General features: G+C 63.2%; 20 protein-coding genes. 13 read left to right on the top strand and 7 right to left on the bottom strand.

Annotated features, from left to right (window positions below; genetic code table 11):
- Positions 1 to 2 precede the first annotated feature (2 nt).
- Together ACFE72_RS14135 and tyrS are read right to left on the bottom strand one after the other, a co-directional pair.
- Complete coding sequence (locus ACFE72_RS14135; protein ID WP_375413727.1) at positions 3 to 1,253, bottom strand: MFS transporter; 1,251 nt, start codon at positions 1,251 to 1,253, stop codon at positions 3 to 5.
- 46 nt (positions 1,254 to 1,299) lie between these two features.
- Positions 1,300 to 2,556 (bottom strand): tyrosine--tRNA ligase, encoded by a 1,257-nt coding sequence (tyrS, locus tag ACFE72_RS14130; protein WP_375413726.1) that lies wholly within the window; start codon positions 2,554 to 2,556, stop codon positions 1,300 to 1,302.
- Between the two features lie 161 nt (positions 2,557 to 2,717).
- Here tyrS and ACFE72_RS14125 point away from each other — a divergent pair, with 161 nt between their 5' ends.
- Positions 2,718 to 3,821 (top strand): anhydro-N-acetylmuramic acid kinase, encoded by a 1,104-nt coding sequence (locus tag ACFE72_RS14125; protein ID WP_375413732.1) that lies wholly within the window; start codon positions 2,718 to 2,720, stop codon positions 3,819 to 3,821.
- A gap of 35 nt (positions 3,822 to 3,856) precedes the next feature.
- Here the strand turns inward: ACFE72_RS14125 and ACFE72_RS14120 are convergent, their stop codons facing one another.
- Positions 3,857 to 4,504, bottom strand: a complete 648-nt coding sequence (locus ACFE72_RS14120) for an alpha/beta hydrolase (protein ID WP_375413725.1) — start codon at positions 4,502 to 4,504, stop codon at positions 3,857 to 3,859.
- 308 nt (positions 4,505 to 4,812) lie between these two features.
- On the opposite strand from ACFE72_RS14120, the gene ACFE72_RS14115 reads away from it, so the two are divergent.
- From ACFE72_RS14115 to ACFE72_RS14085, 7 genes are all read left to right on the top strand, one after another.
- A complete protein-coding gene (locus tag ACFE72_RS14115; protein ID WP_375413724.1) occupies positions 4,813 to 5,913 on the top strand; it encodes a cysteine desulfurase family protein in 1,101 nt (366 codons plus the stop codon).
- Positions 5,914 to 5,989: 76 nt separating this feature from the next.
- Positions 5,990 to 7,468 (top strand): Fe-S cluster assembly protein SufB, encoded by a 1,479-nt coding sequence (gene sufB / locus ACFE72_RS14110; RefSeq protein ID WP_375413723.1) that lies wholly within the window; start codon positions 5,990 to 5,992, stop codon positions 7,466 to 7,468.
- Between the two features lie 126 nt (positions 7,469 to 7,594).
- Positions 7,595 to 8,347, top strand: coding sequence for a Fe-S cluster assembly ATPase SufC (sufC, locus tag ACFE72_RS14105; RefSeq protein ID WP_375413722.1), 753 nt, complete (start codon positions 7,595 to 7,597; stop codon positions 8,345 to 8,347).
- Between the two features lie 130 nt (positions 8,348 to 8,477).
- Positions 8,478 to 9,800, top strand: a complete 1,323-nt coding sequence (sufD, locus tag ACFE72_RS14100) for a Fe-S cluster assembly protein SufD (protein WP_375413721.1) — start codon at positions 8,478 to 8,480, stop codon at positions 9,798 to 9,800.
- A gap of 111 nt (positions 9,801 to 9,911) precedes the next feature.
- Positions 9,912 to 11,156: a cysteine desulfurase gene (locus tag ACFE72_RS14095; protein WP_375413720.1), complete on the top strand. Its 1,245-nt coding sequence runs from the start codon at positions 9,912 to 9,914 to the stop codon at positions 11,154 to 11,156.
- On the top strand, positions 11,153 to 11,524 hold the full coding sequence (locus ACFE72_RS14090; protein ID WP_375413719.1) for an SUF system Fe-S cluster assembly protein: 372 nt from the start codon (positions 11,153 to 11,155) through the stop codon (positions 11,522 to 11,524). The genes ACFE72_RS14095 and ACFE72_RS14090 overlap by 4 nt, the downstream gene beginning before the upstream one ends.
- Before the next feature lie 268 nt (positions 11,525 to 11,792).
- Positions 11,793 to 12,197 (top strand): HesB/IscA family protein, encoded by a 405-nt coding sequence (locus ACFE72_RS14085; RefSeq protein ID WP_375413718.1) that lies wholly within the window; start codon positions 11,793 to 11,795, stop codon positions 12,195 to 12,197.
- 256 nt (positions 12,198 to 12,453) lie between these two features.
- On the opposite strand, the gene ACFE72_RS14080 is transcribed toward ACFE72_RS14085, so the two are convergent.
- Positions 12,454 to 13,521 carry a GGDEF domain-containing protein gene (locus ACFE72_RS14080; RefSeq protein WP_375413717.1) on the bottom strand — a complete coding sequence of 356 codons (1,068 nt, stop codon included), beginning with the start codon at positions 13,519 to 13,521 and terminating at the stop codon, positions 12,454 to 12,456.
- 176 nt (positions 13,522 to 13,697) lie between these two features.
- A complete protein-coding gene (locus ACFE72_RS14075) occupies positions 13,698 to 15,197 on the bottom strand; it encodes a DEAD/DEAH box helicase (RefSeq protein WP_375413716.1) in 1,500 nt (499 codons plus the stop codon).
- Between the two features lie 342 nt (positions 15,198 to 15,539).
- Between ACFE72_RS14075 and ACFE72_RS14070 the strand changes: the two genes are divergently transcribed.
- Positions 15,540 to 16,793: an FAD-dependent oxidoreductase gene (locus ACFE72_RS14070; RefSeq protein WP_375413715.1), complete on the top strand. Its 1,254-nt coding sequence runs from the start codon at positions 15,540 to 15,542 to the stop codon at positions 16,791 to 16,793.
- 412 nt (positions 16,794 to 17,205) lie between these two features.
- Here the strand turns inward: ACFE72_RS14070 and ACFE72_RS14065 are convergent, their stop codons facing one another.
- Together ACFE72_RS14065 and parE are read right to left on the bottom strand one after the other, a co-directional pair.
- Complete coding sequence (locus tag ACFE72_RS14065; protein WP_375413714.1) at positions 17,206 to 17,379, bottom strand: hypothetical protein; 174 nt, start codon at positions 17,377 to 17,379, stop codon at positions 17,206 to 17,208.
- A gap of 14 nt (positions 17,380 to 17,393) precedes the next feature.
- Positions 17,394 to 19,451, bottom strand: coding sequence for a DNA topoisomerase IV subunit B (gene parE / locus ACFE72_RS14060; RefSeq protein ID WP_375413713.1), 2,058 nt, complete (start codon positions 19,449 to 19,451; stop codon positions 17,394 to 17,396).
- Positions 19,452 to 19,614: 163 nt separating this feature from the next.
- Between parE and ACFE72_RS14055 the strand changes: the two genes are divergently transcribed.
- From ACFE72_RS14055 to argC, 4 genes are all read left to right on the top strand, one after another.
- A complete protein-coding gene (locus ACFE72_RS14055; protein WP_375413712.1) occupies positions 19,615 to 20,145 on the top strand; it encodes a DedA family protein in 531 nt (176 codons plus the stop codon).
- 177 nt (positions 20,146 to 20,322) lie between these two features.
- Complete coding sequence (locus tag ACFE72_RS14050; protein ID WP_375413711.1) at positions 20,323 to 21,312, top strand: MBL fold metallo-hydrolase; 990 nt, start codon at positions 20,323 to 20,325, stop codon at positions 21,310 to 21,312.
- 381 nt (positions 21,313 to 21,693) lie between these two features.
- Positions 21,694 to 22,377 carry an FMN-binding negative transcriptional regulator gene (locus tag ACFE72_RS14045; protein WP_375413710.1) on the top strand — a complete coding sequence of 228 codons (684 nt, stop codon included), beginning with the start codon at positions 21,694 to 21,696 and terminating at the stop codon, positions 22,375 to 22,377.
- 32 nt (positions 22,378 to 22,409) lie between these two features.
- Positions 22,410 to 23,366: an N-acetyl-gamma-glutamyl-phosphate reductase gene (argC, locus tag ACFE72_RS14040; protein WP_375413731.1), complete on the top strand. Its 957-nt coding sequence runs from the start codon at positions 22,410 to 22,412 to the stop codon at positions 23,364 to 23,366.
- Positions 23,367 to 23,516 lie beyond the last annotated feature (150 nt).

Here is a 23,516-nt window from a genome sequence, read left to right as displayed (position 1 = left end):
GGCTAGCGCCGCAGCGCCGGCACCACCAGAAACGGGATCATCCCCAACACCACGGCGACCAGGGCAAACGCGATCAGCGGGTTGTAGCTGTGGCCGAGATCGTGAATGAGGCCTCCGCTCCAAGAGCCGAACGCGGACCCCAGGCCGCTGCCGAAAGTGATGGCGCCGTAGATGGTTCCGACGTGCTTGCCGCGAAAGATCTTCATCGCGGTTGCCGTGAGCAGGGGGCCGCGCGAGCCGATCATGCTGCCGAAGCACACCACGAAACCCGTCAGCAGCCAGACGTTCGGATACCATTGCAGCGACCAGAGCATGACGATGCCGGCGATGGACAGAGCGTAGCTGAACAAAACCGATGGCCGCCTGCCGATGATGCCGTCAAGCCAGCTGATGCCGAGCATTCCGAACAACAGCACGACGCCACTGAATCCCCACGCGGTCGCGGCTTGCAGCGGCGGAAATCCGGCGTCGATCAGGTAGGCCACGACCTGAGCCGCGATGGCGTACATCCCGATCGCGGTGAAAAAGAAAGTCGAGAAAAGAGCCCAGAACGCGTGATGACGCATGGCGGTCAGCAGGGTCCAGCCTTCATCGACAAAATCGGCCGAGGTGCTTTTGGCGATCGTTGGCGAACCCGACGAGAACCGCCGCCACGGGAGCAACAGCACCGGCGCCGTCACGATCAGCGCGGCGCAGCCGAAAATCCGGTAAGCGCCGCGCCAGCCGAAATGGTCGATCAATACCTGCGACAACGGCAATAATACCAGCACGCCGGCACCGGTCGCCGAGTAAACCACCGCCATGGCGGCCGGCAGTCGCGGACCGAACCAGCGGCCCAGCAGGATCGAATTGGGCACGTTGCCGATCAGCGCGGCACCGATGCCGACCCCGAGCCCGAGGGTTAACTGAAAATGCCAGAGTTGTCGGGCGGTGGCTGCAATCAGGAAAGCGCTGCCGAGCAGAATAAGGCCTGCCGCATAGACGAGACGCGGGCCGGAACGGTCGAACAGCCGGCCGGCAAGGGGAGCGGCCAGGCCTGCCGCCAGCGCAGACAATGAATAGATCGAAACCACCCTGGCCCGGTCCCAGCCGAAGTTTTCGGAGATCGGCAGCAGGAAAACGGTGAAGCTCTCGACAAGGCCGCGGCCGAGCACGGATAACGCAAAGCACAGCGCAAGCACGTGGAGGGCGGTACGAACCGGCGGTTGGGAAGCCGTGCCTGCGATGGCGGAATCCTGATCCATGAGAGTCATGGAGCGCCTTTCCGCGGCAAAGAACAGTGGCTTTGAGCGAATACGGCTATGCAGGCTTGAGCAGGACGTGGCGCTTCTTGCCGATGGAGAGTTTGATCACGCCTTCCGGCGTGAGGTGCGCCGGCGTCAGCACCATCTTCTCATCCGTCACCGCGGCATCATTGACGCGAAGACCGCCGCCTTTGATCTGTCGCCGCGCCTCGCCGTTGGATCCGACAAGGCCAGCCGTCACAAAAGCATTAAGGACACCGACCATGCCGCCCTCGAGATCGCCATGGGCTATCGAACAGGTCGGCAGGCTGACCGCGATGGCGCCTTCCTCGAAGGTTTGCCGCGCCGTCTCGGAGGCGGCCTTGGCCGCTTCGGCGCCATGCAGAAGCGCTGTTGCTGCGTCGGCGAGGGCTTTTTTTGCCTCGTTGATTTCAGCCCCCCGCAGAGCCGCCAGCCGTCCGATTTCGCCCAGCGGCAGCGTGGTGAACAATTTCAGGAATCGCGCTACGTCGGCATCGGCGGTATTGCGCCAGAACTGCCAGTATTCGTAAGGACTCTTAAGGTCGGCGTTAAGCCAGACCGCGCCGCCGGCCGTCTTTCCCATCTTCTCGCCGTTCGCCGTCGTGATCAGCGGCGTCGTCAGCGCATGGAGCTGCGGCGTGCCCATGCGGCGACCGAGATCGATGCCGTTGACGATATTGCCCCATTGATCGGAGCCGCCCATCTGGAGGCGGCAGTCATAGCGCCGGTTCAGGACGGCGTAGTCGTAGGCCTGCAGGATCATGTAGTTGAATTCGATAAAACTCATTTCCTGGTCGCGCTCGAGCCTGAGCTTCACCGAATCCATCGCCAGCATGCGATTGACCGAGAAATGCCGTCCGATATCACGCAGCATCTCGATCCAGTTCAGTTTGGTCAGCCATTCTGCATTATCCGGCATGACGGCGTCCGACTTCCCGGCGCCGAAGGTCAGGAAATGCGAGAACACCTGCTTGATGCCGTCCTTGTTGCGCTCGATGTCTTCGATCGACAGGATTTTGCGCGTCTCGTCCTTACCTGACGGGTCGCCAACCCGCGTGGTGCCGCCCCCCATCAGTGCGATCGGCTTGTTGCCGGTCTGCTGCAGCCAGTACAGGCACATGATCTGAACCATCGAGCCGACGTGGAGCGAAGGCGCCGTGCAATCGAAGCCGATATAGGCAACGAGTTCGCGCCTGGCAGCGAGCGCGTCGAGCGACTGCGGGTCCGAAATCTGCTGGATGAAGCCGCGATCCTGTAAAACATTCAGGAAATCGGATTTAAATGCAGTCATTTGTGTGCGACTCTGATCATTGTTATTTCACGCTGTTTCTACACAATTTCGGCCCGGCCGCAGTTGGGCTGCCGCGCTGCGGCGCCCTGTGGCATTATAAGATGTGCATGTTTGACACAAGTTGGACGTCGACGGCAGACGACCCCAAGAGTGCCGACACCATGATGATGACGGCGATAGGTTTGATGAGCGGGACCTCGCTCGACGGGGTCGATGTCGCTTTGATCGAAACCGATGGCAAGCGGGTGAGGGCGTTCGGGCCTTCCGGATATCGGGCCTACACCGAAGGCGAACGCGGCCTGCTGCGTCAGGCGCTGGCAGAGGCCGTGAACCTCTCGCAACGCGACGCCCGCCCCGGAATCCTGCGCGAAGCCGAGCGCGCGGTCACGCTGGCGCATGCCGAAGCCGTTGCCGCCTTCACCGCGCAGCATCACATCGTCCGCCAAAATATCGATATCGTTGGATTTCACGGTCAGACCGTGCTGCATCGGCCCGCGCAAAGAATGACCGTCCAGATCGGCGACGCGACGGCGCTGGCGAAAGCGATCCATATTCCCGTCATGCACGATTTCCGCGCGGCCGATGTCGCCGCCGGCGGGCAGGGCGCGCCGTTCGTTCCGGTCTATCATCGCGCGCTGGCCCAGTCGCTGGAGCGCGACGGACCGCTAGTCGTCGTCAATATCGGCGGCGTTTCCAACATCACCTACATTGACGGCGCCGACATCCTGATCGCCTGCGATACCGGGCCGGGCAACGCCCTGCTTGACGATTTCATGTTCCGTACCCTTGGCCAGCCGTTCGATTGCGAGGGCCGCATGGCGGCGCAGGGGGCCGTCGACGAAGCGTGGGTGGCGCGGGCCCTGCAGCATCCGTTCTTCGCGCTGCCGCCGCCCAAATCGCTCGACCGTAACGAGTTTGCGGCACTGGAACTGCGGGATGTTTCGCCCGCGGACGGCGCCGCAACCTTGACGGCGTTCACGGCGGCGGCCATCGCCCGCATCGTTCCGTTGCTGCCAAAACCGCCGCGAAGCTGGATCATCGCCGGCGGCGGCGCGCGCAATCGAACCATGCTCAGGATGCTGCGCGAGCGCCTGGCGCCGGTGAGCGTGGAGGCTGCCGATGCGCTGGGCTGGTCGGCGGATGCCATCGAGGCGCAGGCCTTCGGTTTCCTCGCGGCGCGAGGGCTGAAAGGTTTGCCGCTGAGCTATCCCGCGACCACGGGGGTGCCGATCCCCATGACTGGTGGCCTGATCGCGCGGCCCTGATCAAGCGCTAAGATTCTCAATCAACCGCGTGCCGCCTAGCGCACGTTGGCAAGCCGCATGTCGAGATAGCCGGTCACCGATTCCATCAGCGGCTGCAGCTTGCCGTCAAAGAAGTGGTTGGCGCCGGGAATGATCTGCTGGTCGATGACGATGCCTTTCTGGGTCTTCAGCTTTTCGACCAGCGTGTTGACGTCCTTGGGCGGCACTACGGCATCCTTCTCGCCGTGAACGATCAGGCCCGAGGACGGGCAGGGTGCCAGGAACGAGAAGTCGTACAGGTTGGCGGGGGGCGCGATCGATATGAATCCCTCCACCTCGGGGCGGCGCATCAGAAGCTGCATGCCGATCCAGGCACCGAACGAAAATCCCGCCACCCAGCACGCGCGGGCTTCCGGATTGATGGTCTGCGCCCAATCGAGCGCGGATGCGGCGTCGGAGAGTTCTCCGGTGCCGTGATCGAACGAACCCTGGCTGCGGCCGACGCCGCGAAAATTGAAGCGCAGCACCGAAAACCCGCGATGCACGAAGGCATAATAGCACTGGTAGATGATCTGGTGATTCATGGTCCCGGCAAACTGCGGATGCGGATGCAGCACCATCGCGATCGGCGCATTCTTTTGTTTTGCCGGGTGATAGCGGCCTTCGAGACGGCCTGCGGGGCCGGTGAAAATGACTTCGGGCATCGATGATCCTTAGGCAGTCGACCGGCCTGCACCGGGCTCATCCGGCTGTCGGCGGATGAAACGCCGCGATTAAGCGGGCCGATCGGGGTCGTTGAGCTTGGCTCGAACGGCGCTTGGTGAACTCGAGGCCGCGTTCTAACATAGGGCGCGGGGCAAAAAGCAAGCATCTTGAACAAGGGCCGCCGGGGCCGAAAGCGCGGAACCCGGCGCTGCAACGCCTGGACGGAGGTAATCCATCGTTGGCATTCGACCGGGTCTATCTCGACTGGAATGCGACGGCGCCGCTGCGGCCCGAAGCCCGGGCGGCAATGGCCGCCGCCTGGGATCTGAGCGGCAATCCCTCCTCAGTCCATGCCGAGGGGCGGGCCTCGCGGAAAATGGTGGAGGATGCGAGGGTGGCCGTGGCGGCGGCGCTCGGCGCCGACGCCCGACACGTCATTTTCACGTCAGGCGCTACCGAGGCGAACTCGCTCGCATTGACGCCGCGGCTCCAACGAAATTCCGGTTTACCGGTCAACAGGTTGATAGTTGCTACGATCGAACACGCATCGGTACTCGCCGGTGGCCGATTCCGGCGCGACGCAATCGAAACGCTCGACGTTACCAAATCGGGGGTCGCTGACCTCGATCGTCTGCGCGATATGGTGGCCGCTAGTCCGCCGGCGCTGGTATCTGTCATGTCAGCCAACAATGAAACCGGCGCGTTGCAGCCGGTCACGGAAATTGCGGATATCGTCCATCGCGCGGGTGGTTTGCTGCATGTCGACGCAGTTCAATCTTTTGGAAAAACATCATTCGATATCAAGGAAGTACAGGCCGATCTTATATCGGTTTCTGCGCACAAGATCGGCGGTCCGAAGGGTACGGGCGCGCTTGTGCTGACGGGAGCCGTAAGCGGTCTCGAAGCCTCGATCCGCGGCGGCGGGCAGGAGCTGGGGCGGCGGGCCGGGACCGAGAACGTGCCGGGCATCGCCGGTTTTGGAGCCGCGGCGAAGGCGGCCACGACGTCGCTCGACGACGCCAGGAACAGGATGGAAAACCTCCGCATCCGCCTTGAGACCGGGTTGCGGCAAACCCCAGGCCTTTTTGTGTTCTGTGAAAATGTGCCGCGCTTGCCTAATACCACCTTATTTGCGGTTCCCGGCATGAAGGCGGAAACCGTCGTGATCGGTTTCGACCTTGAAGGTATCGCGGTATCGTCCGGTTCCGCCTGCTCCTCCGGCAAGGTACAGCCGTCCCATGTGCTGCAGGCGATGGGGGCTGGTCCCGGGCTGGCAAAAGGAGGGGTGCGTCTCAGTCTGGGCTGCTCGACCACGGAAGCCGACATTGATCGGTGCCTGGAGGCTTGGCGAAAGCTCGCAAGTGCATTACTTAAAGAGAACGACGAAACACAGCTTGAACGGTTCTAAGCGCGTGTCGTCGTTGATAGTGTCAAGCTTCGAATTGATTCACCGCGGTCCTTGAAACCGCGAGCTGAGGATAATAATGGCGGCCGTGCAAGAGACAGTCGACCGGGTTCGCCGGATCGATGTCGACCAATATCGATATGGATTCGAAACGGTTATAGAGTCCGACAAGGCCCCGCGCGGGCTGTCGGAAGAGACTGTCCGTTTCATTTCGGCAAAGAAGAACGAACCGGGCTGGATGCTCGAGTGGCGGCTGGAGGCCTATCGCCGCTGGCTCACCATGAAGGAGCCGGCATGGGCCCGGGTCCATTACCCGAAGATCGACTATCAGGATCTGTATTACTACTCGGCGCCGAAGAAGAAGGAACTGGCCTCGCTCGACGAGGTCGATCCGGAGATTCTCAGGACGTACGAAAAGCTCGGCATTCCCCTGCGCGAGCAGGAAATGCTGGCAGGCGTTGTCCGCCCTGAAGGCGAGCGCCGCATCGCCGTCGATGCCGTGTTCGATTCGGTTTCGGTCGCGACCACGTTTCAGAAGGAACTGAAGCAGGCCGGCGTGATCTTTATGCCGATCTCGGAAGCGATCCGGGAGCATCCCGAACTGGTGCAGAAGTATCTCGGCACGGTGGTGCCGACCTCGGACAACTATTTCGCGACCCTGAATTCGGCGGTGTTTTCCGACGGCTCGTTCGTTTATGTGCCGCCGGGGGTGCGCTGTCCGATGGAGCTGTCGACCTATTTCCGCATCAACGAGCGCAACACCGGCCAGTTCGAGCGCACCCTGATCATCGCCGACAACGGCGCCTATGTCAGCTACCTCGAAGGCTGCACCGCTCCGCAGCGCGACGAGAACCAGCTGCACGCCGCGGTGGTCGAACTGGTCACCCATGACGACGCCGAAATCAAGTATTCGACGGTTCAGAACTGGTATCCCGGCAATTCCGAAGGCAAGGGCGGCATCTACAATTTCGTCACCAAGCGCGGGGATTGCCGCGGCAACAATTCGAAGATTTCCTGGACCCAGGTCGAAACCGGCTCCGCGATCACCTGGAAATATCCGAGCTGCATCCTGCGCGGCGACAATTCGCGCGGCGAATTCTATTCGATCGCGATTTCGAACGGCCACCAGCAGGTCGATTCCGGCACCAAGATGATTCACCTCGGCAAGAACACCACCAGCCGGATCATCTCCAAAGGCATCGCCGCGGGCGTCTCGCAGAACACCTATCGCGGCCTCGTCACCGCGCATCGCAAGGCGACCGGCGCGCGCAACTTCACCGCCTGCGATTCGCTGCTGATCGGCGACAAATGCGGCGCGCATACCGTGCCCTATATCGAGGCGAAGAATTCGTCGGCGCTGTTCGAGCACGAAGCCACCACGTCGAAGATTTCCGAGGACGTGCTGTTCTACTGCGTGCAGCGCGGGCTGAACCAGGAAGAAGCGGTCGGCCTCGTCGTCAACGGCTTTGTCAAGGACGTGCTGCAGCAGCTGCCGATGGAGTTCGCGGTCGAGGCGCAGAAGCTGATCTCGATTTCGCTAGAGGGGTCGGTTGGATAACCAGCCGTCATCCTGAGGAGGCCGCAAGGCGGCCGTCTCGAAGGATGGCCAGGATTGAGACAGCATCCTTCGAGGCGCGCCGCAGAAGTGGCGCGCACCTCAGGATGCCGCAAGAGGAAAGAACGAATGCCACTGCTCGAAGTCAAAAACCTGCACGTCCGTGTCGAGGAGCGCGAGATTCTCCACGGGCTGTCGCTTACCGTGAACAAAGGTGAAGTGCATGCGATCATGGGGCCGAACGGCTCCGGCAAGTCGACGCTGAGCCACGTGGTGGCCGGCAAGCCCGGGTATGAAGTGACCTCGGGCGAACTGCTGTTCCAGGGCGAGGACCTGCTGGCGATGGCGCCGGACGAGCGCGCCGCCAAAGGCGTATTCCTCGCATTCCAGTATCCGGTGGAAATCCCCGGCGTCGCCACCATGACGTTCCTGCGCACCGCATTGAATGCGCAGCGCAAGGCCCGCGGCGAGAGCGAGTTTTCCACGCCGGATTTCCTGAAGAAGGTGCGCCAGGTCGCGGCCTCCCTCAACATTCCGCAGGACATGCTGCGCCGCGGCGTCAATGTCGGGTTTTCAGGCGGCGAGAAGAAGCGCAACGAGATCTTGCAGATGGCGCTGTTCGAGCCGAGCCTGTGCATCCTGGACGAAATGGATTCCGGACTCGATATCGACGCGCTGCGGGTTGCGGCCGATGGCGTCAACGCGCTGCGCTCGCCGGACCGCGCCATGGTGGTGATCACGCACTACCAGCGGCTGCTGAATTACATCGTCCCGGACGTCGTGCATGTGATGTCGAAAGGCCGCGTGGTGAAGAGCGGGGCGAAGGAGCTGGCGCTTGAGCTGGAACGGTCCGGCTATGCGCAGTTCGAAGACGCAGCGTGATGCGGCAGACCGCACCATTCCCGATCGTCATGCCCGGGCTCGTCCCGTGCATCCACGTCCTCTGTTCCGGCGTGTCCAAGACGTGGATGGCCGGGACGAGCCCGGCCATGACGGCTGAAGGGTTTGTGGTATGAATTTGGCTTTGGCAAAAACGGAAACCGGACGCGCCTTGGGCGATCTCTTCGCCGTGGCCCGGGACAGGCTGCCCGGCGCGGGAAAGGTCGCGGACGCGCGTAAGCTCGCGTTTGAGGCCTATGAGCGCGCCGGCCTGCCGCACCGGCGAATCGAGGAATGGAAATACACCGACCTGCGCGCGCTGATGCGCGAGGTGCTGCCGTCGGCGGCGGCCCCCGATGCGGCCGCACTCGCCCGCGCCGGCGCGGCCCTGCAGCTTCATGCCATCGATGGCGTGCGCAAGCTGGTCCTGGTGGATGGCGTCTTCGCGCCGAAACTGTCCGACCTCGCCGGTCTGGAACAGGGTCTTGCCATCCGCACCGTGCAGGAGGTGCTGGAATCCGGCGATTCAGCGCTGCATGCGCAATTGCTTTCGCCCGATAATTCCGACCCGATGGTGGCGCTGAATTCGGCGATGATGACCGACGGGCTGGTGATCGAGGTGGCCGACGGCGCGATGCTGACCCGGCCGCTGCACATCGTCCATATCGCCGGCGGCGCGCCCTCGGCGATGTTCACCCGATCGTTGCTGACGATAGGCAAGTCCGCCGGTGCCACCCTGGTGGAAAGCTATATCGCGGTGGATGGCGCCGGGATTTATCAGGTCCACGATTCGCTGCTGGTCTTCATCGGCGACAACGCGCGGCTCGACCATGTCCGTTTGATCGAGGACAGCCGCGCGGCCTTCAATATTTCCTCATCCACGGTGACCCTTGGCGCGCATGCGCATTTCAATACGTTCGGCATGACCTCGGGCGCCGGCGTCAGCCGCTACCAGGCCAGGATCGCATTTGCAGGCGAGGGCGCGCAGGTGGGAACCAACGGCGTCAACCTGCTCAACGGCCGCCAGCATGCCGACACCACGCTGTACATGGACCACGCGGTGCCGCATTGCGCGAGCCGCGAGATTTTTCGCAGCGTCGTCGACGATCGCGGCCACTCGGTATTCCAGGGCCGCATCATCGTGCAGCCGAAAGCGCAGAAGACCGACGCCAAGATGATGACGCGGGCGCTTTTGTTGTCCGACGAGGCCGAAGCCGACAACAAGCCCGAACTGGAAATTTTTGCCGACGACGTTACCTGCGGCCACGGCGCCACCACCGGGGCGCTGGACGCAAGCTTGTTGTTCTATCTGCGCGCGCGCGGACTTTCCGAGAAAGAAGCGCAGGCGCTGTTGATTCAGGCGTTCGTCGGCGAGGCGATCGAGTCCATCGTCAACGACAATTTGCGCGAACTGGCGGTCGGCGCAGCGGAACGCTGGTTGACGGCGCGACGGTGAGCATGATGCACCGTCATTGCGAGCAGAGCGAGGCAATCCGGACGGCGCGGAATACCTGGATTGGCGCGGCGCTTCGCTCGCAATGACGGCTATCGGAAGTGAAGGCAAGCAATGACCCATCCTGCGGTCTCAAACGGTTGCTATGACGTCGCCCGCGTCCGCGAAGACTTCCCGGCGCTGGCGCTGCAGATCTATGGCAAGCCGCTCGTCTATCTGGACAACGCGGCATCGGCGCAGAAGCCGACGGCGGTGCTCGAGCGCATGACCGAGGCCTACAAGACCGAATATGCCAACGTGCACCGGGGTCTGCATTATCTCGCCAACGCGGCGACCGAAGCTTATGAGGGCGGCCGCGCCAAGGTTGCGACATTCCTGAACGCGGCGCGATCCGAAGAAATCGTCTTCACCCGCAATGCTACCGAGGCCATTAATCTGGTGGCGTCGTCATGGGGTGAACCGAATATCAAGGCCGGCGACGAGATCGTGCTCTCGATCATGGAGCACCATTCCAACATCGTACCCTGGCATTTCCTGCGCGAACGCCACGGCGCCGTGATCAAATGGGCGGCTGTCGATGACGAAGGCAATTTCCTGATCGACGAATTCGAGAAGCTTTTGACCGATCGCACAAAACTGGTCGCCATCACGCAGATGTCGAACGCGCTGGGCACCGTCGTGCCGGTCAAGGACGTGGTGAAGCTGGCGCATGCGCGCGGTATTCCGGTGCTGGTCGACGGCAGCCAGGCCGCGGTGCATCTTGCGATCGACGTACAGGACATCGACTGCGACTTCTACGTTTTCACCGGCCACAAGCTCTACGGCCCGACCGGCATCGGCGTGCTCTACGCCAAGCACAGGCATCTGGCCGCGATGCGTCCCTATAATGGCGGCGGCGAAATGATCCGCGAGGTCGCAAGGGACTGGGTCACCTATGGCGATCCGCCGCACAAGTTCGAAGCGGGCACGCCGGCGATCGTGGAGGCGGTCGGGCTCGGTGCCGCCATCGACTACGTCAATTCGATCGGCAAGGAGCGCATCGCCGCGCATGAACAGGATTTGCTGACCTACGCGCAGGATCGCCTGCGCGAGATCAATTCGCTGCGGCTGATCGGCACCGCCCGCGGCAAGGGTCCGGTGATTTCGTTCGAGATGAAAGGCGCCCATCCGCACGACGTCGCCACCGTGATCGACCGGCAGGGCATCGCGGTACGCGCCGGCACCCATTGCGTGATGCCGCTGCTGGAACGATTTAATGTCACCGCGACGTGCCGCGCCTCGTTTGGCATGTATAATACCCGCGAAGAAGTCGACCATCTGGCACAGGCGCTGATCAAGGCCCGGGAGCTGTTTTCATGACCGATACCGCCGAGATCGCAAAACCCAACATGGAAACCGTTTCGGCGCTGGCGCCCGAGGAAACCGAGCGTCTGGGCGGCGAAATCGTCGCCGCGCTGAAAACGGTGTTCGATCCGGAAATTCCGGCCGATATCTACGAACTCGGCCTGATCTACAAGGTCGACATCAAGGACGATCGTACCGTCGACGTCGAAATGACGCTGACGACGCCGAACTGTCCGGCGGCGGCCGAAATGCCGCAGATGGTGGAGAACGCGGTCGCCAGCGTCCCCGGCGTCGGTGTGGTCAACGTCAACATCGTGTGGGAGCCGGCGTGGACGCCGGACCGCATGACCGACGAGGCGCGCCTGGTCTTGAATATGTGGTGAGGTGCCGTCGTGCGGGCTTGACCGCGCGTCCGTCCTTCTTCGCAAGAGTCTCAAGGAGGATGATGGACTGCCGGGTCAGGCCCTACCGTATGCTCACATCTCTGCCGTCATTGCCGGGCTTGACCCGGCAGTCCATCCCTTCGAAGCGACTCGTGCGAAGAAGGATGGATACGCGGGTCAAGCCCGCATATGACCAGATGGGTGAATCTGGTAGGGTCAGGCCGGCAATGGCGCGCTTTGGGATTGATGTGCCGTAAGGACTGAATAGATGACTGACATGACACCAGCCTCCACCACACCTGCCAAGCCGAAGCGGCCCCGTCCGCAGGTGATGAAGCTCACCGAAGCCGCGGCCGCGCGGATTGCCGAGCTCACCAAGCGCGCCGATTCCGAGATCGTCGGTCTCAGGGTCGGGATCAAGAATGGCGGCTGCGCCGGCCAGTCCTACACGGTCGAATATGCCCACGACGTCAAGCCGACCGACGAGGTCGTCGAGGACAAGGGCGTCAAGATCCTGGTCGATCCGAAGGCGGTGCTGTTTCTGCTCGGCACCGAGATGGACTACAAGTCCGACAGGATGCAGTCGCAGTTCATCTTCAACAATCCCAACCAGACCGGCGCCTGCGGCTGCGGGGAGTCGGTACAACTGACGGCTGCGAAGGTCGAGGACTGATTGTTGTCGTCCCGGCGAAGGCCGGGCTGACGAGAGGTGAAGAAGCGGGCGAAGGGGAAGGTCGTCAAGAAGAAGTCTACGAAGAAAAAGACAAAGAAAAGGGCGCACCAATTTTCCGCGAGTCGTCCCCGCGAAGGCGGGGATCCATAACCACCGTGGTCGCGGTCACGAACGACTGTTGCAACGTCTCATTCCAACTGAAAATCCTGGGCCTATGGGTCGCCGCCTTCGCGGAGGACGACATCGGTGTTACCCTTCACGCCACCTGGCTTTGGATCTCCGCCGAATATTCAGGATCGGATTCGCAGATCACGCGGTTGCGGCCGTTGCGCTTGGCGGCGTAGAGGCAGGCGTCGGCGCGCTCGATCAGGGAATCGGTATCGTCGCCCGGCTGCAGCATCGACACGCCGATCGAAATAGTGACGCGGCCGAGGATCTCGCCGGTCGATTTCTTCTTCAGTTCCTTCGACATCACGGCGCGGCGGATGTGGTCGGCCACGGTCAGCGCCTGCCGGAGGGCGGTAGCGGGAAGCACCACGGCGAATTCCTCGCCGCCGTAGCGTGCGGTAATATCCTGGCCCTTGATGGTCTGTTTCAGCGACATCCCGACCAGCCGCAGCACCTGGTCGCCGGTGAGGTGGCCGTAATTGTCGTTGAACGACTTGAAGTGGTCGATGTCGAGCATCAGCAGCGACAGCGATTCACCGCTCGCCGCGGCGCTCTGCACGGCGGCGGCGATGGCGCGATCGAAATATTTGCGGTTGCCGAGGCTGGTCAGGGGGTCGGTCAGGCTTTCGGCGCGGATCGCCTCGAGGCTCTGCTGCAGGTTGCTGATCTCCTGCTTCGACAGGGTCAGCCGGTCTTCCAGGGCCTTGTTGGTTTCGCGCATCTCGCGCGTAGAGACCACCAGTTGTTCGACCACCGCTTTGACCTGATCGCGATTCTTCGCCACTGACAGCTTCTGGCTCGCGCCGGACAGGCTGTCGTCGTAGCTCGCCGACATGCCGAGCGCGTCGGTGATGAGGCTCATCACATCGTCGATCTCGTTGATCACCCGCGCCCCGACCTTGTCGATGCGGTCGGTGGTTTTGATCTGCGAAAGGTAGGTGTCGTAGATCTGGTCGAGGTCGGCCTCGGTCAGCTTGCCGTGGCGCGCCAGCGTCTCGTTGATGATCTTGTTGAGCGGGGCGTTGTAGCCGCTGGCGTAGACGTACCAGATTTCGTAATTGCGCGGCACCGCGGTCTGCCGCAGCGACTTGATCTGGCCAAGCGCAACATCCGCGAACGCCATCGAGCGTTCATGTTCATCGAGAGCCTTGATCACTGCGTCCCCAATCCGGGCATCCTGCCCGTCGTCCTGGCCGGCAATAGCTAAAATTATCGCCACCAAGTTAACGGACGAGAATGAACGAGGGGTAAATGATTCGGTTCGGCCGGGTGTGCCCCGCCACGCCTATCCGTTGCGCGCAGGGCAGGATGGTGCCGTAACGTCCGTCCGCCTTAGACCCGGGCGCGGACCGGACGCAGCAGAAATGCCGGCAGATGCGAATGATCGGCGGGCTCCGAGGCGGTGTCACGCGGTGCGCGGGGCGCCTGAGCGCGGCCGATGGATGGGGTTTGCGACGGCGCGGGAGCCGCTGGAGGAGTAAACGGGGCTTCCGGCTGTTGGGTCTGGACATGGGGCGGTGAGCCGCGGCTGCCCTCAGCGCCGCCGGAGCGGCGGGGTCCGCGCTCGCGGCGCGGCTTGCGGCCCTCGCCGGAGCCCTCGCGCGGCGCGCCGAAATTCGCTTCACGATTGCCGTTCCGCCGTCTCGGCTTGCGCACCGGCTCCTCATCACGGGCCGGCGCCTCGGCCGCTTCCGGCGGCTCGCCGGCTTCAATGCCTTCGACCTTGGGAATGGCCTGGCCGATCAGCTTTTCGATCGCGGCCATCGACTTGAAGTCCAGCGGGCTGACGATGGTGATCGCGGTGCCGGCGCGTCCGGCGCGGCCGGTGCGGCCAATGCGGTGGACATAATCGTCGGCATGGTGGGGAACGTCAAAATTGAATACATGGCTGGTGATCGGAATATCAAGACCGCGCGCGGCAACGTCGGAGGCCACCAGCAGCGGCAGTTCGCCCTTGCGGAACTGGTCGAGAGCCGCGGTGCGCGCGGACTGGTCCATGTCGCCATGAAGCGCGCCGACGCTGAAGCCGTGCTTCTGCAGTGATTTGTACAGCAAGGCGACCTCACGCTTGCGGTTACAGAAGATGATCGCGTTCTGCAGATCGGTGGCGTCGCGGAGCAGGCGGCGCAACGTCTCGCGCTTTTCATGAGGCTCGCGGCTGACGCTGACCTGGAACTGGGCCACGCCGACGGCAGTGGTCGCCGGTTTCGAAACTTCGACTTTTTCGGGATTGTGCAGGAAGGTTTCGGTGATGCGGCGGATTTCGGGCGGCATGGTCGCGGTGAAGAACAGCGTCTGCCTGGTAAACGGGATCATCTTGCAGATGCGCTCGATGTCCGGAATGAAGCCCATGTCCAGCATGCGGTCGGCTTCGTCGATCACCAGCAGTTCGACGCCGGTGAGCAGCAGGCCGCCGCGCTCGGTGTGATCGAGCAGCCGGCCCGGGGTCGCGATCAGGACGTCGACGCCGCGCGTCAGCTTGGTGTCCTGGTCGCCGAAGGAAACGCCGCCGATGATGAGGGCCACGTTGAGCTTCTGGCCGGCGCCGTATTTGTCGAAATTCTCCTTCACCTGCGCGGCGAGTTCGCGGGTCGGCTCGAGGATGAGGGTGCGGGGCATTCGGGCCCTGGCGCGGCCCTTTTCCAGCATGGTCAGCATCGGAAGCACGAAGGCGGCGGTCTTGCCGGTGCCGGTCTGGGCGATGCCGAGGACGTCCCGGCGCGCCAGCACGTGGGGAATCGCTTGTTCCTGGATCGGGGTGGGCGTGGTGTAGCCGGTGGCCGCGACGGCGGCGAGCACCTTGTCGGACAAGCCGAGTTGGGAAAAAGACATTGAGCCTCTACAAGAATCCGCCGTTTGGAATCTCGGAAAAAACTGTTGCGCTCAACCCCGGAACGGCACGCAAACATGCACGGGATTTGTCAGGACACGCAGACAGGCGGCTTACTCAGGATATCGCGTTTCGATTCCGGGCCGCGTTGAGGCGGAACATAGGGTCTGAGCGGCCAAAGTCAATGGAGCGGGGGCGGGACCGGGTTAAAAAGCTTAATGTTCAGGCCTAAATCGAGGTTATGCTGCGGTTATCGCGACCGTTCGATCTCCTACCCGCCCGTCCGGTTGAACCCAACCTCCATTCGAATCGAGCGACGCATTACCATTCCTGCGAGAGCCATCATGGACGCCGGTCATTTTTCAGAACGATCACCGCAGCGCACGCTGACCGTCCGCTGCTGCATCGTCGGCGGCGGGCCCGCCGGGATGATGCTGGGGTATCTGCTGGGACGCGCCGGTATCGACACCGTCGTGCTGGAAAAGCATGCCGACTTCTTTCGGGATTTTCGCGGCGACACCGTGCATCCGTCGACCTTGCAGGTGATGGATGAACTGGGCCTGATCGACGGCTTTCTGCAACTTCCGCATCAGCAGCTGCAGAAGATGGACGGCCAGTTCGGCGGCAGTTCGATCCGCATCGCCGATCTCAGCCGCCTGAACGCAAAATATCCCTTCATCGCCTTCATGCCGCAATGGGATTTTCTCAATTTCTTGCGCGAGCACGGCAAACGCTTCGCCTCGCTCAAGGTGATGATGAACGCGGAGGCGACCGACCTGATCTGGTCCGGGGACGCGGTCGCGGGGGTGAAGGCCGAGACGGCGGAGGGGCCGGTCGAAATCCGCGCCGACCTGACGGTCGCCTGCGACGGCCGGCATTCCATCGTGCGCGAGAAAGCGGCGCTCGCGGTCGAGGAAATCGGCGCGCCGATGGATGTGCTGTGGTTTCGCGCCGGCAAGGGGAAAGACGAAAGCGAAAGCGTGTTTGCCCGGGTCGAGGCCGGCAGGATGATGGTGACGTTCGACCGCGGCGATTACTGGCAATGCGCCTATGTGATCGCCAAGAACCAGTACGACGCGGTGAAGGCGAGGGGGCTCGATGCGCTGCGCAGCGAGATCGTGCGGATGGCGCCGGTCCTGCAATCCGGCATATCGGACGTGAAGACCTGGGACGATGTGAAGCTGCTGACGGTAGCGATCAACCGGCTGAAGCGCTGGACCCGGCCCGGACTGTTGTGCATCGGCGACGCCGCGCATGCGATGTCGCCGGTCGGCGGCGTCGGCGTCAACCTCGCGGTGCAGGACGCGGTCGCGACCGCGAACCTGCTGGCTGCGAAGCTTGCCGGCGGATGCCCGCGCGAATCCGGGCTCGACGCGGTGCGCAAACGCCGCGAATTTCCGGTGCGGATGACGCAAGCGATGCAGGTCATGGTACAGAACAACATCATCAGCGTCGCGCTGAAGGCGGGCGATGCGCGGCTCAAGCCGCCGTTGGCCGCGCGGATCATCAATTCGGTGCCGTGGCTGCAAGGCATCACCGCGCGATTTATCGGCCTCGGCGTGCGGCCGGAGCATGTGCACTCGCCGCAGGCCGGGTGAGGCGAGGAATGCCGCTAACCCCTGCGAAATCGCCGATCTCGCCCCATCGCGCCGCCGGCGTGCGCGCCAGCCGAGCCCAATGCCGCCATTGCCGCCGGTGACAATGGCGACGCGGCCGCTGAGGTCGAAAGAAGAGGGTGCCAATGGGTAATGTGCTTTTCTTCGTCATGCCCGGGACAAGCCGTGCTGGATTCGCCCCTCTCGACATACGCGGGCTCGACCGGCGTATCCATCACCTTTGGAAGAGTCGTTCGAAGGAGATGGATTGCCGGGTCAAGCCCGGCAATGACGGCCGAGATGTGTGGATATGGTAGGGTCATGCCCGGCCTTGTGCCGGGCATCCACGTCTTTCTTTCTGATGTGGAGCAAAGACGTGGATGGCCGGGACGAGCCCGGCCATGACGCGTTCCATCTAGCGCCAGCCGCGCCAGATCAGGATCAGTCCGACCACTGCCAGCGCCGCGCCGTAATACGCCCACTGCATCTGGCTGATCATGAAGCTCGACTGCGGCCAGGCGACGATGCCGGTGCCCTGGCCGATCCAGAGCAGGCCGATCAGGAAAGCGAGGGTACCGAGGATGCGCATGGCGGTCCGTCCACTCATACGTCCAGCAGGTCCTCGCGCGCGAATTCCGCCTTGTCGGAAATGAACGCGAACCGCGCTTCGGCTTTGGTACCCATCAGCCGCTCCACGGAATCGGCGGTGCCGTCGCGGTCTTCGGTCAGCAGTTTGACGCGCAGCAGCGTGCGTTTGGCGGGATCCATGGTGGTTTCCTTGAGCTGCGCCGGCATCATTTCGCCGAGCCCCTTGAAGCGGCCGACATCGACCTTGGCGTTGGCGTTGAATTCGCTCTTCAAGAGTTGATCCCTGTGCGCATCGTCTCGGGCGTAGACCGTCTTCGCCCCGTGGGTGAGGCGATAGAGCGGGGGCACCGCAAGATAGAGGTGGCCCTGATCGATCAAGGGCTGCATCTGGCGGTAGAAGAACGTGATCAGCAATGAGGCGATATGCGCGCCGTCGACGTCGGCGTCGGTCATGATGATGATGCGGGCGTAGCGCAGATCCTCCTCGCGGTAATGCGCCAGCGTGCCGCAGCCGATCGCCTGCATCAGGTCGGCAAGCTGGGCGTTGGCGGTGAGCTTGTCCTTGGTTGCGGAAGCGACGTTGAGGATTTTTCCGCGCAGGGGAAGGATGGCCTGGGTCTTGCGGTCGCGCGCCTGCTTGGCGCTGCCGCCGGCCGAATCGCCCTCGACGATGAACAGCTCCGAGCCTTCGGCCGCGGTGTTGGTGCAATCGGCGAGTTTTCCGGGCAGACGCAATTTGCGCACCGCGGTCTTGCGCGAGATTTCCTTTTCGGCGCGGCGCCGCAGCCGCTCGTCGGCGCGTTCCACGACGAATTCGAGCAGCTTGCTCGCCTGCACCGGATTGCCGGACAGCCAGTGGTCGAACGGGTCCTTGATGGCCTGCTCGACGATGCGCTGCGCCTCGGCGGTGGCAAGGCGGTCCTTGGTCTGGCCCTGGAATTCGGGTTCGCGCACGAACACCGACAGCATTACGGCAGCACCCACCATCACGTCTTCGGACACGATCGAGGCGGCGCGCTTGCCCTGGCCGACGCGCTCGGCGTGATCCTTCAGGCCGCGCAGCAGCGCGCTGCGCATGCCGGATTCATGGGTACCGCCGTCGGGGGTCGGCACGGTGTTGCAGTAGGACGACAGGAACCCGTCGGCGTCGGCGGTCCACGCCACCGCCCATTCGCAGGCGCCGTGGGCGCCGTTGCGGCCCGATTTGCCGGAGAAGATATCCGGATGCACCAGGGTGTCGGCATGGATGGCGGCGCCGAGATAATCCTTCAGCCCGCCGGGGAAGTGGAAACTGTCCTCGGCCGGCACGTCGTCGACGCCCTTGAGCAGTTCGGGATCGCAGCGCCAGCGGATTTCGACGCCGCCGAACAGATAGGCCTTCGACCTCGTCATCTTGAACAGGCGCTGCGGCTTGAACGCGGCCTTGGGCCCGAAAATCTCGACGTCGGGCTTGAAGCGGATCCTGGTGCCGCGACGGTTGTTGATCCTGCCGAGATCCTCGAGCCTGCCCCTGGGATGGCCGCGCTCGAACGCCATGCGATAGAGCTTCTGGCTGCGCGCGACTTCGACCTCGAGCCGCGAGGACAGCGCATTGACCACGGAGACGCCGACGCCGTGCAGGCCGCCCGAGGTCTCGTAGACCTTGGAGTCGAACTTGCCGCCGGAATGCAGCGTGCACATGATGACTTCGAGGGCGGATTTTTTCGGGAATTTCGGATGCGGATCGACCGGGATGCCGCGGCCGTTGTCGGTGACGGTCAGAAATCCGTCGGCGCTCATGTCGACTTCGATGAAGGAGGCGTGCCCCGCCAGCGCCTCGTCCATGGCGTTGTCGATGACCTCGGCGAACAGATGATGCAGCGCCTTTTCGTCGGTGCCGCCGATATACATGCCGGGGCGGCGGCGCACCGGCTCGAGACCCTCGAGCACCTCGATATCGGCGGCGGTGTATCCGGCCTCGGCGCTGGAACCGCGTGGCGCAGCCTTGGAGATCGCCCGGCCGCGCGGCTCGGGGGCCCCAAATAAGTCGTTGACTGATCGCGTTTTGTCATTATTTTTCAATGGCTTCGGCATGGCTTTTCATGTGTTGCACGCATCAATGAGGCGACGAATCGGCACCCCTGACTATGCCACGGATGAGCTTAAAAAGTGACGGCCGGAGCGTTAACTGGACATTGGTCGCCGCAATGGTCCAAATCGATTCCGGAAAGATCGCGGGCATGAAGGCGTTCAGGGAATGGAAGAAGCGTTTCGCGGCGTCGCCGGTTTTGTCCGCGAGCATCAGGCTTGGGCCGCGCCGATCGTGCTGTTGCTGGCATTCGGGGAATCGCTGGCGTTCATCTCATTGCTGATTCCGGCCTGGGGTGCGCTGGTGGCGATCGGCGCGCTGATCGGCGCTGCCGAGATCAGCTTCTGGCCGGTCTGGATCGCCGGCGGCATCGGCGCCGCCCTTGGCGACTGGCTGTCCTACTGGTTCGGTATCAAATACAAGGAACATGTCGCACAGATGTGGCCGCTGTCGCGCTATCCCGATCTGCTGCCGCGCGGCGAAGCCTTTGTGAAGAACTGGGGCGTCCCCAGCATCTTTATCGGCCGGTTTTTCGGGCCGCTGCGAGCTTCCGTGCCCTTGGCCGCGGGCATCTTCGAAATGCCGTACTGGCGTTTTCAGACCGCCAATTTCATTTCGGCGCTGGTGTGGGCCGCAGCACTGCTGCTGTTCGGCGACGTGATCTCGCAGATCGCCGAATGGCTGTGGCGCGTGGTCTGACGTCGTGGCCGCAGGAATAAGCCGCTGAGGCGGGGGTTAGTCCCCTGAGATGACGGACGTGGTACCGCAACCGCCGTGATCGCGCCGGGACCAGAATGCTGGTACGACTCGCCGCGATAAAAGGCCAGGAAGCGGGAAATCCGCGCCTGTTCGATTTCTCACAGGGAGGACATCACCATGGAATTGACCCGACGTCACGCCTTGGCCGGCGCCGCCGCGCTCGCCGCCGCGCCGCTGCTGCCGACCGTTTCGGCACAGGCGGCCGCGCCCGTGGCGGACAAGCAGGCGCCCAGTTTCTATCGCTACAAGGTCGGCGATGCGCAGGTGAACGTCATTTCCGATGGGGTCAACAATTTCGCGCTGGGCGACGGCTTCGTTCTCAACGTCAAGAAGGATGAGGTCAACGCCGCGCTCGAAAAGGCCTTCATGCCCAAGGACAAGATGAGCATCCAGTTCGCACCGCTGGTGATCAATACCGGCGGCAAGCTGGTGGTGATCGACACCGGCAACGGTCCCGCCGCGTTCGCCGCGAGCAAGGGCGCGGTCGGCCAGTTCATCGCCAACATGACCGCCGCGGGCTTCGACCCGAAGAACGTCGACATGGTGGTGATCTCGCATTTCCACGGCGACCACGTCAACGGCCTGCTCACCGCCGACGGCGGGCCGGCGTTCCCAAACGCCGAAGTGCTGGTGCCCGCCACCGAGTATAAATACTGGATGGATGACGGCGAGATGAGTCGCGCCAGCGGCGAGCGGTTGACCGGGCTGTTCAAGAACAACCGCCGGGTGTTCGAGACCGGGCTGAAGAAGAAGGTGACGCCCTACGAGTGGGGCAAGGACGTCGCACCCGGCCTGCTCGCGGTGGAATCCATCGGCCATACACCGGGACATACGTCCTACGTCCTGTCGTCAGGATCGGACAAGATATTCATCCAGTCCGACGTTACCAACCTTCCGGCCTTGTTCGTGACCAATCCGGGCTGGCACCTGGTGTTCGATCAGGACCCGGCGTTGGCGGAAAAGACCCGCCGCAAGGTCTATGACATGCTGGCCGCCGACAAGATGCGGGTGCAGGGCTTCCATTATCCATTCCCGGCCAACGGCTATGTCGAGAAGGATGGCAATGGCTACCGGCTGGTCCCGGCGCCGTGGAATCCGGTGATTTAAACGCTCTCATGTGTCGTTGCCCGGCCTTGTGCCGGGCATCCACGTCTTTCGTTCTGGTGTGGAGCAAAGACGTGGATGGCCGGGACAAGCCCGGCCATGACGTTGAAGGCGCGCCCGGCCTTGCGCGCGGATCGAGCCTGCGCATGCGCTAATGTGAGCCGGGACACGATAACAACTTGACGAAAACCGGGCGTGGCCTTATAGCCGCGCCCATGATCAGCGCTGCGACCCCATCGATCGCCCGCCGCCGCCGCACCCTCGCGGCATGGGCGGTTTCACGCGTTTGAATCAGCCCCTGCCGCCGGATCCGGTCCGCGGTATTTCCCTGCACTAAGCGCGATCTGGTCCCGGCGGCTGCATTGAAGCCCGCAGGAGATCGCCATGTATGCACCACCGTTCTTTCAGGCCGACCGCGTCGCAAGCCTCGCATTCGCCGCCGCGCGCGGTTTCGGCACGGTCTGCGCTTACGACGGGGCAAGGCCGGTCGCTTCGCCGCTGCCGTTCTGCCTCGAATATTCGAGCGACGGTACGCCTTGCGTGTCGTTTCATGTTGCGCGCGGCAACAGGCTGGCCGCTCTTGCGGACGGGCAATCGGACTGGCTGATTGCGGTTAGCGGCGCCGACGCCTATGTGTCGCCGCATTGGTACGCGTCGCCGGATCAGGTGCCGACCTGGCTTTATCAGGCGGTGCATCTGTCGGGCCCGGTGCGGACCATGTCGGGTCGCCAACTCGGCGAGCATCTCGATGCGCTCAGCGGCAAGTTTGAAAGCTGGCTGGCGCCGAAGCCGTGCTGGACGCCCGACATGATGGCCGCGGGGCGGCGCGAGGCGATGATGACGGCGATCATCGGGCTGGTGATGACGGTCGAAGAGATCGAAGGCAGTTTCAAGCTGAACCAGCACAAATCCGATGTCGACCACGCCGCGATTGCGACTGCGCTGTCACGGCAAAGCGATGCCGCCGCGCAGGCGGTCGGAAAACGGATGGTCGCGCTGCGGCCGCAGTTGGACTACAAATCACTCGTGCCCGTCAGCGGACCCGCCGGTGGAAGGAACACGCCATGACCCTCTCCGAAACCAGCCAGCCGACAGCCCTGATGCCAACCGCCAAAACGTCCCGAACACCCGCCGTGTTCGTCGATGGCGCCTCCGGTACGACGGGGCTGGAAATCCGCGAACGCCTCGACCGGCAAAGCGACGTTACGGTCAGAAGCATCGCTGCGGAAAACCGCAAGGACCAGGCTGCCAAGCGTGCGCTGATGGCGGAGGTGGACCTCGTGATCCTCTGCCTGCCCGATGACGCCGCAAAGGAAACCGTCGCGCTGATCGACGGCCTGGGCGCCGCGGCTCCGAAAGTGCTGGATGCTTCCACCGCGTTTCGGGTCGCGCCCGATTGGGTCTACGGCTTCCCGGAACTTGCGCCGGATCAGGCCGACAAGATCCGCGCCGCGCGAAAGGTCTCTAACCCCGGCTGTTATCCGACAGGCGCGATCGCGCTGCTGCGGCCGCTGGTCGACGCCGGTCTGGTGCCGGCGGATCACCCGGTCGCCATCAACGCGGTGAGCGGCTATTCGGGCGGCGGCAAGTCCATGATCCAGAATTTCGAAGACGGCACCGCGCCGGCGTTCGAACTCTATGGTCTCGGCTTCGAGCACAAGCATGTGCCGGAGACGCAGCGTTACTCCCATCTGACGCGCCGGCCGATCTTCGTGCCGTCGGTCGGCAACTACCGGCAGGGGATGCTGGTCTCGGTGCCGCTGCACCTCGATACGCTTCCGGCCAGGCCGGACGGCGCCGATCTGCACGCAGCACTGGCCAAGCGGTATGCCGGCAGCAGCTATGTCTCGGTGATGCCGCTCGACAACGATGCGACAAAGAGCGGACGACTCGAACCGGAGGCGCTCAACGAGACCAACAGGCTCGAACTCTACGTCTTTGCCAGCGCCAAACACCGCCAGGCGATTCTCGTGGCGCGGCTCGATAATCTCGGCAAGGGCGCTTCCGGCGCGGCGGTGCAGAACATGCGGCTGATGCTGGGATTTTCGGAGCAGTAACAACGTCCGTGCTCCGGACGCAATCCGTCATGCGCGGGTCAAGTCCGCGTATGACGAGATGTGTGAATCCAGCAGGCTCAAGCCCGGCAATGACGCTAAAACGAAACACGGCCCGGACCGAAGTCCAGGCCGTGTTGGAATGGTCGGTCG

It is taken from the genome of uncultured Bradyrhizobium sp., assembly GCF_964252615.1.
Lineage (GTDB): Bacteria > Pseudomonadota > Alphaproteobacteria > Rhizobiales > Xanthobacteraceae > Bradyrhizobium.
The sequence above is the reverse complement of the archived record's forward strand: the minus strand, read 5'-3'. Positions and strand labels throughout refer to the sequence as shown.

Bases quoted from the DNA above. Each gene is read 5' to 3' on its own strand.
- ACFE72_RS14135 (WP_375413727.1), bottom strand. From the start codon at position 1,253: ATGACTCTCATGGATCAGGATTCCGCCATCGCAGGCACGGCTTCCCAA.
- tyrS (WP_375413726.1), bottom strand. From the start codon at position 2,556: ATGACTGCATTTAAATCCGATTTCCTGAATGTTTTACAGGATCGCGGC.
- ACFE72_RS14125 (WP_375413732.1), top strand. From the start codon at position 2,718: ATGATGATGACGGCGATAGGTTTGATGAGCGGGACCTCGCTCGACGGG.
- ACFE72_RS14120 (WP_375413725.1), bottom strand. From the start codon at position 4,504: ATGCCCGAAGTCATTTTCACCGGCCCCGCAGGCCGTCTCGAAGGCCGC.
- ACFE72_RS14115 (WP_375413724.1), top strand. From the start codon at position 4,813: ATGGCCGCCGCCTGGGATCTGAGCGGCAATCCCTCCTCAGTCCATGCC.
- sufB (WP_375413723.1), top strand. From the start codon at position 5,990: ATGGCGGCCGTGCAAGAGACAGTCGACCGGGTTCGCCGGATCGATGTC.
- sufC (WP_375413722.1), top strand. From the start codon at position 7,595: ATGCCACTGCTCGAAGTCAAAAACCTGCACGTCCGTGTCGAGGAGCGC.
- sufD (WP_375413721.1), top strand. From the start codon at position 8,478: ATGAATTTGGCTTTGGCAAAAACGGAAACCGGACGCGCCTTGGGCGAT.
- ACFE72_RS14095 (WP_375413720.1), top strand. From the start codon at position 9,912: ATGACCCATCCTGCGGTCTCAAACGGTTGCTATGACGTCGCCCGCGTC.
- ACFE72_RS14090 (WP_375413719.1), top strand. From the start codon at position 11,153: ATGACCGATACCGCCGAGATCGCAAAACCCAACATGGAAACCGTTTCG.
- ACFE72_RS14085 (WP_375413718.1), top strand. From the start codon at position 11,793: ATGACTGACATGACACCAGCCTCCACCACACCTGCCAAGCCGAAGCGG.
- ACFE72_RS14075 (WP_375413716.1), bottom strand. From the start codon at position 15,197: ATGTCTTTTTCCCAACTCGGCTTGTCCGACAAGGTGCTCGCCGCCGTC.
- ACFE72_RS14070 (WP_375413715.1), top strand. From the start codon at position 15,540: ATGGACGCCGGTCATTTTTCAGAACGATCACCGCAGCGCACGCTGACC.
- ACFE72_RS14065 (WP_375413714.1), bottom strand. From the start codon at position 17,379: ATGCGCATCCTCGGTACCCTCGCTTTCCTGATCGGCCTGCTCTGGATC.
- parE (WP_375413713.1), bottom strand. From the start codon at position 19,451: ATGCCGAAGCCATTGAAAAATAATGACAAAACGCGATCAGTCAACGAC.
- ACFE72_RS14055 (WP_375413712.1), top strand. From the start codon at position 19,615: ATGGAAGAAGCGTTTCGCGGCGTCGCCGGTTTTGTCCGCGAGCATCAG.
- ACFE72_RS14050 (WP_375413711.1), top strand. From the start codon at position 20,323: ATGGAATTGACCCGACGTCACGCCTTGGCCGGCGCCGCCGCGCTCGCC.
- ACFE72_RS14045 (WP_375413710.1), top strand. From the start codon at position 21,694: ATGTATGCACCACCGTTCTTTCAGGCCGACCGCGTCGCAAGCCTCGCA.
- argC (WP_375413731.1), top strand. From the start codon at position 22,410: ATGCCAACCGCCAAAACGTCCCGAACACCCGCCGTGTTCGTCGATGGC.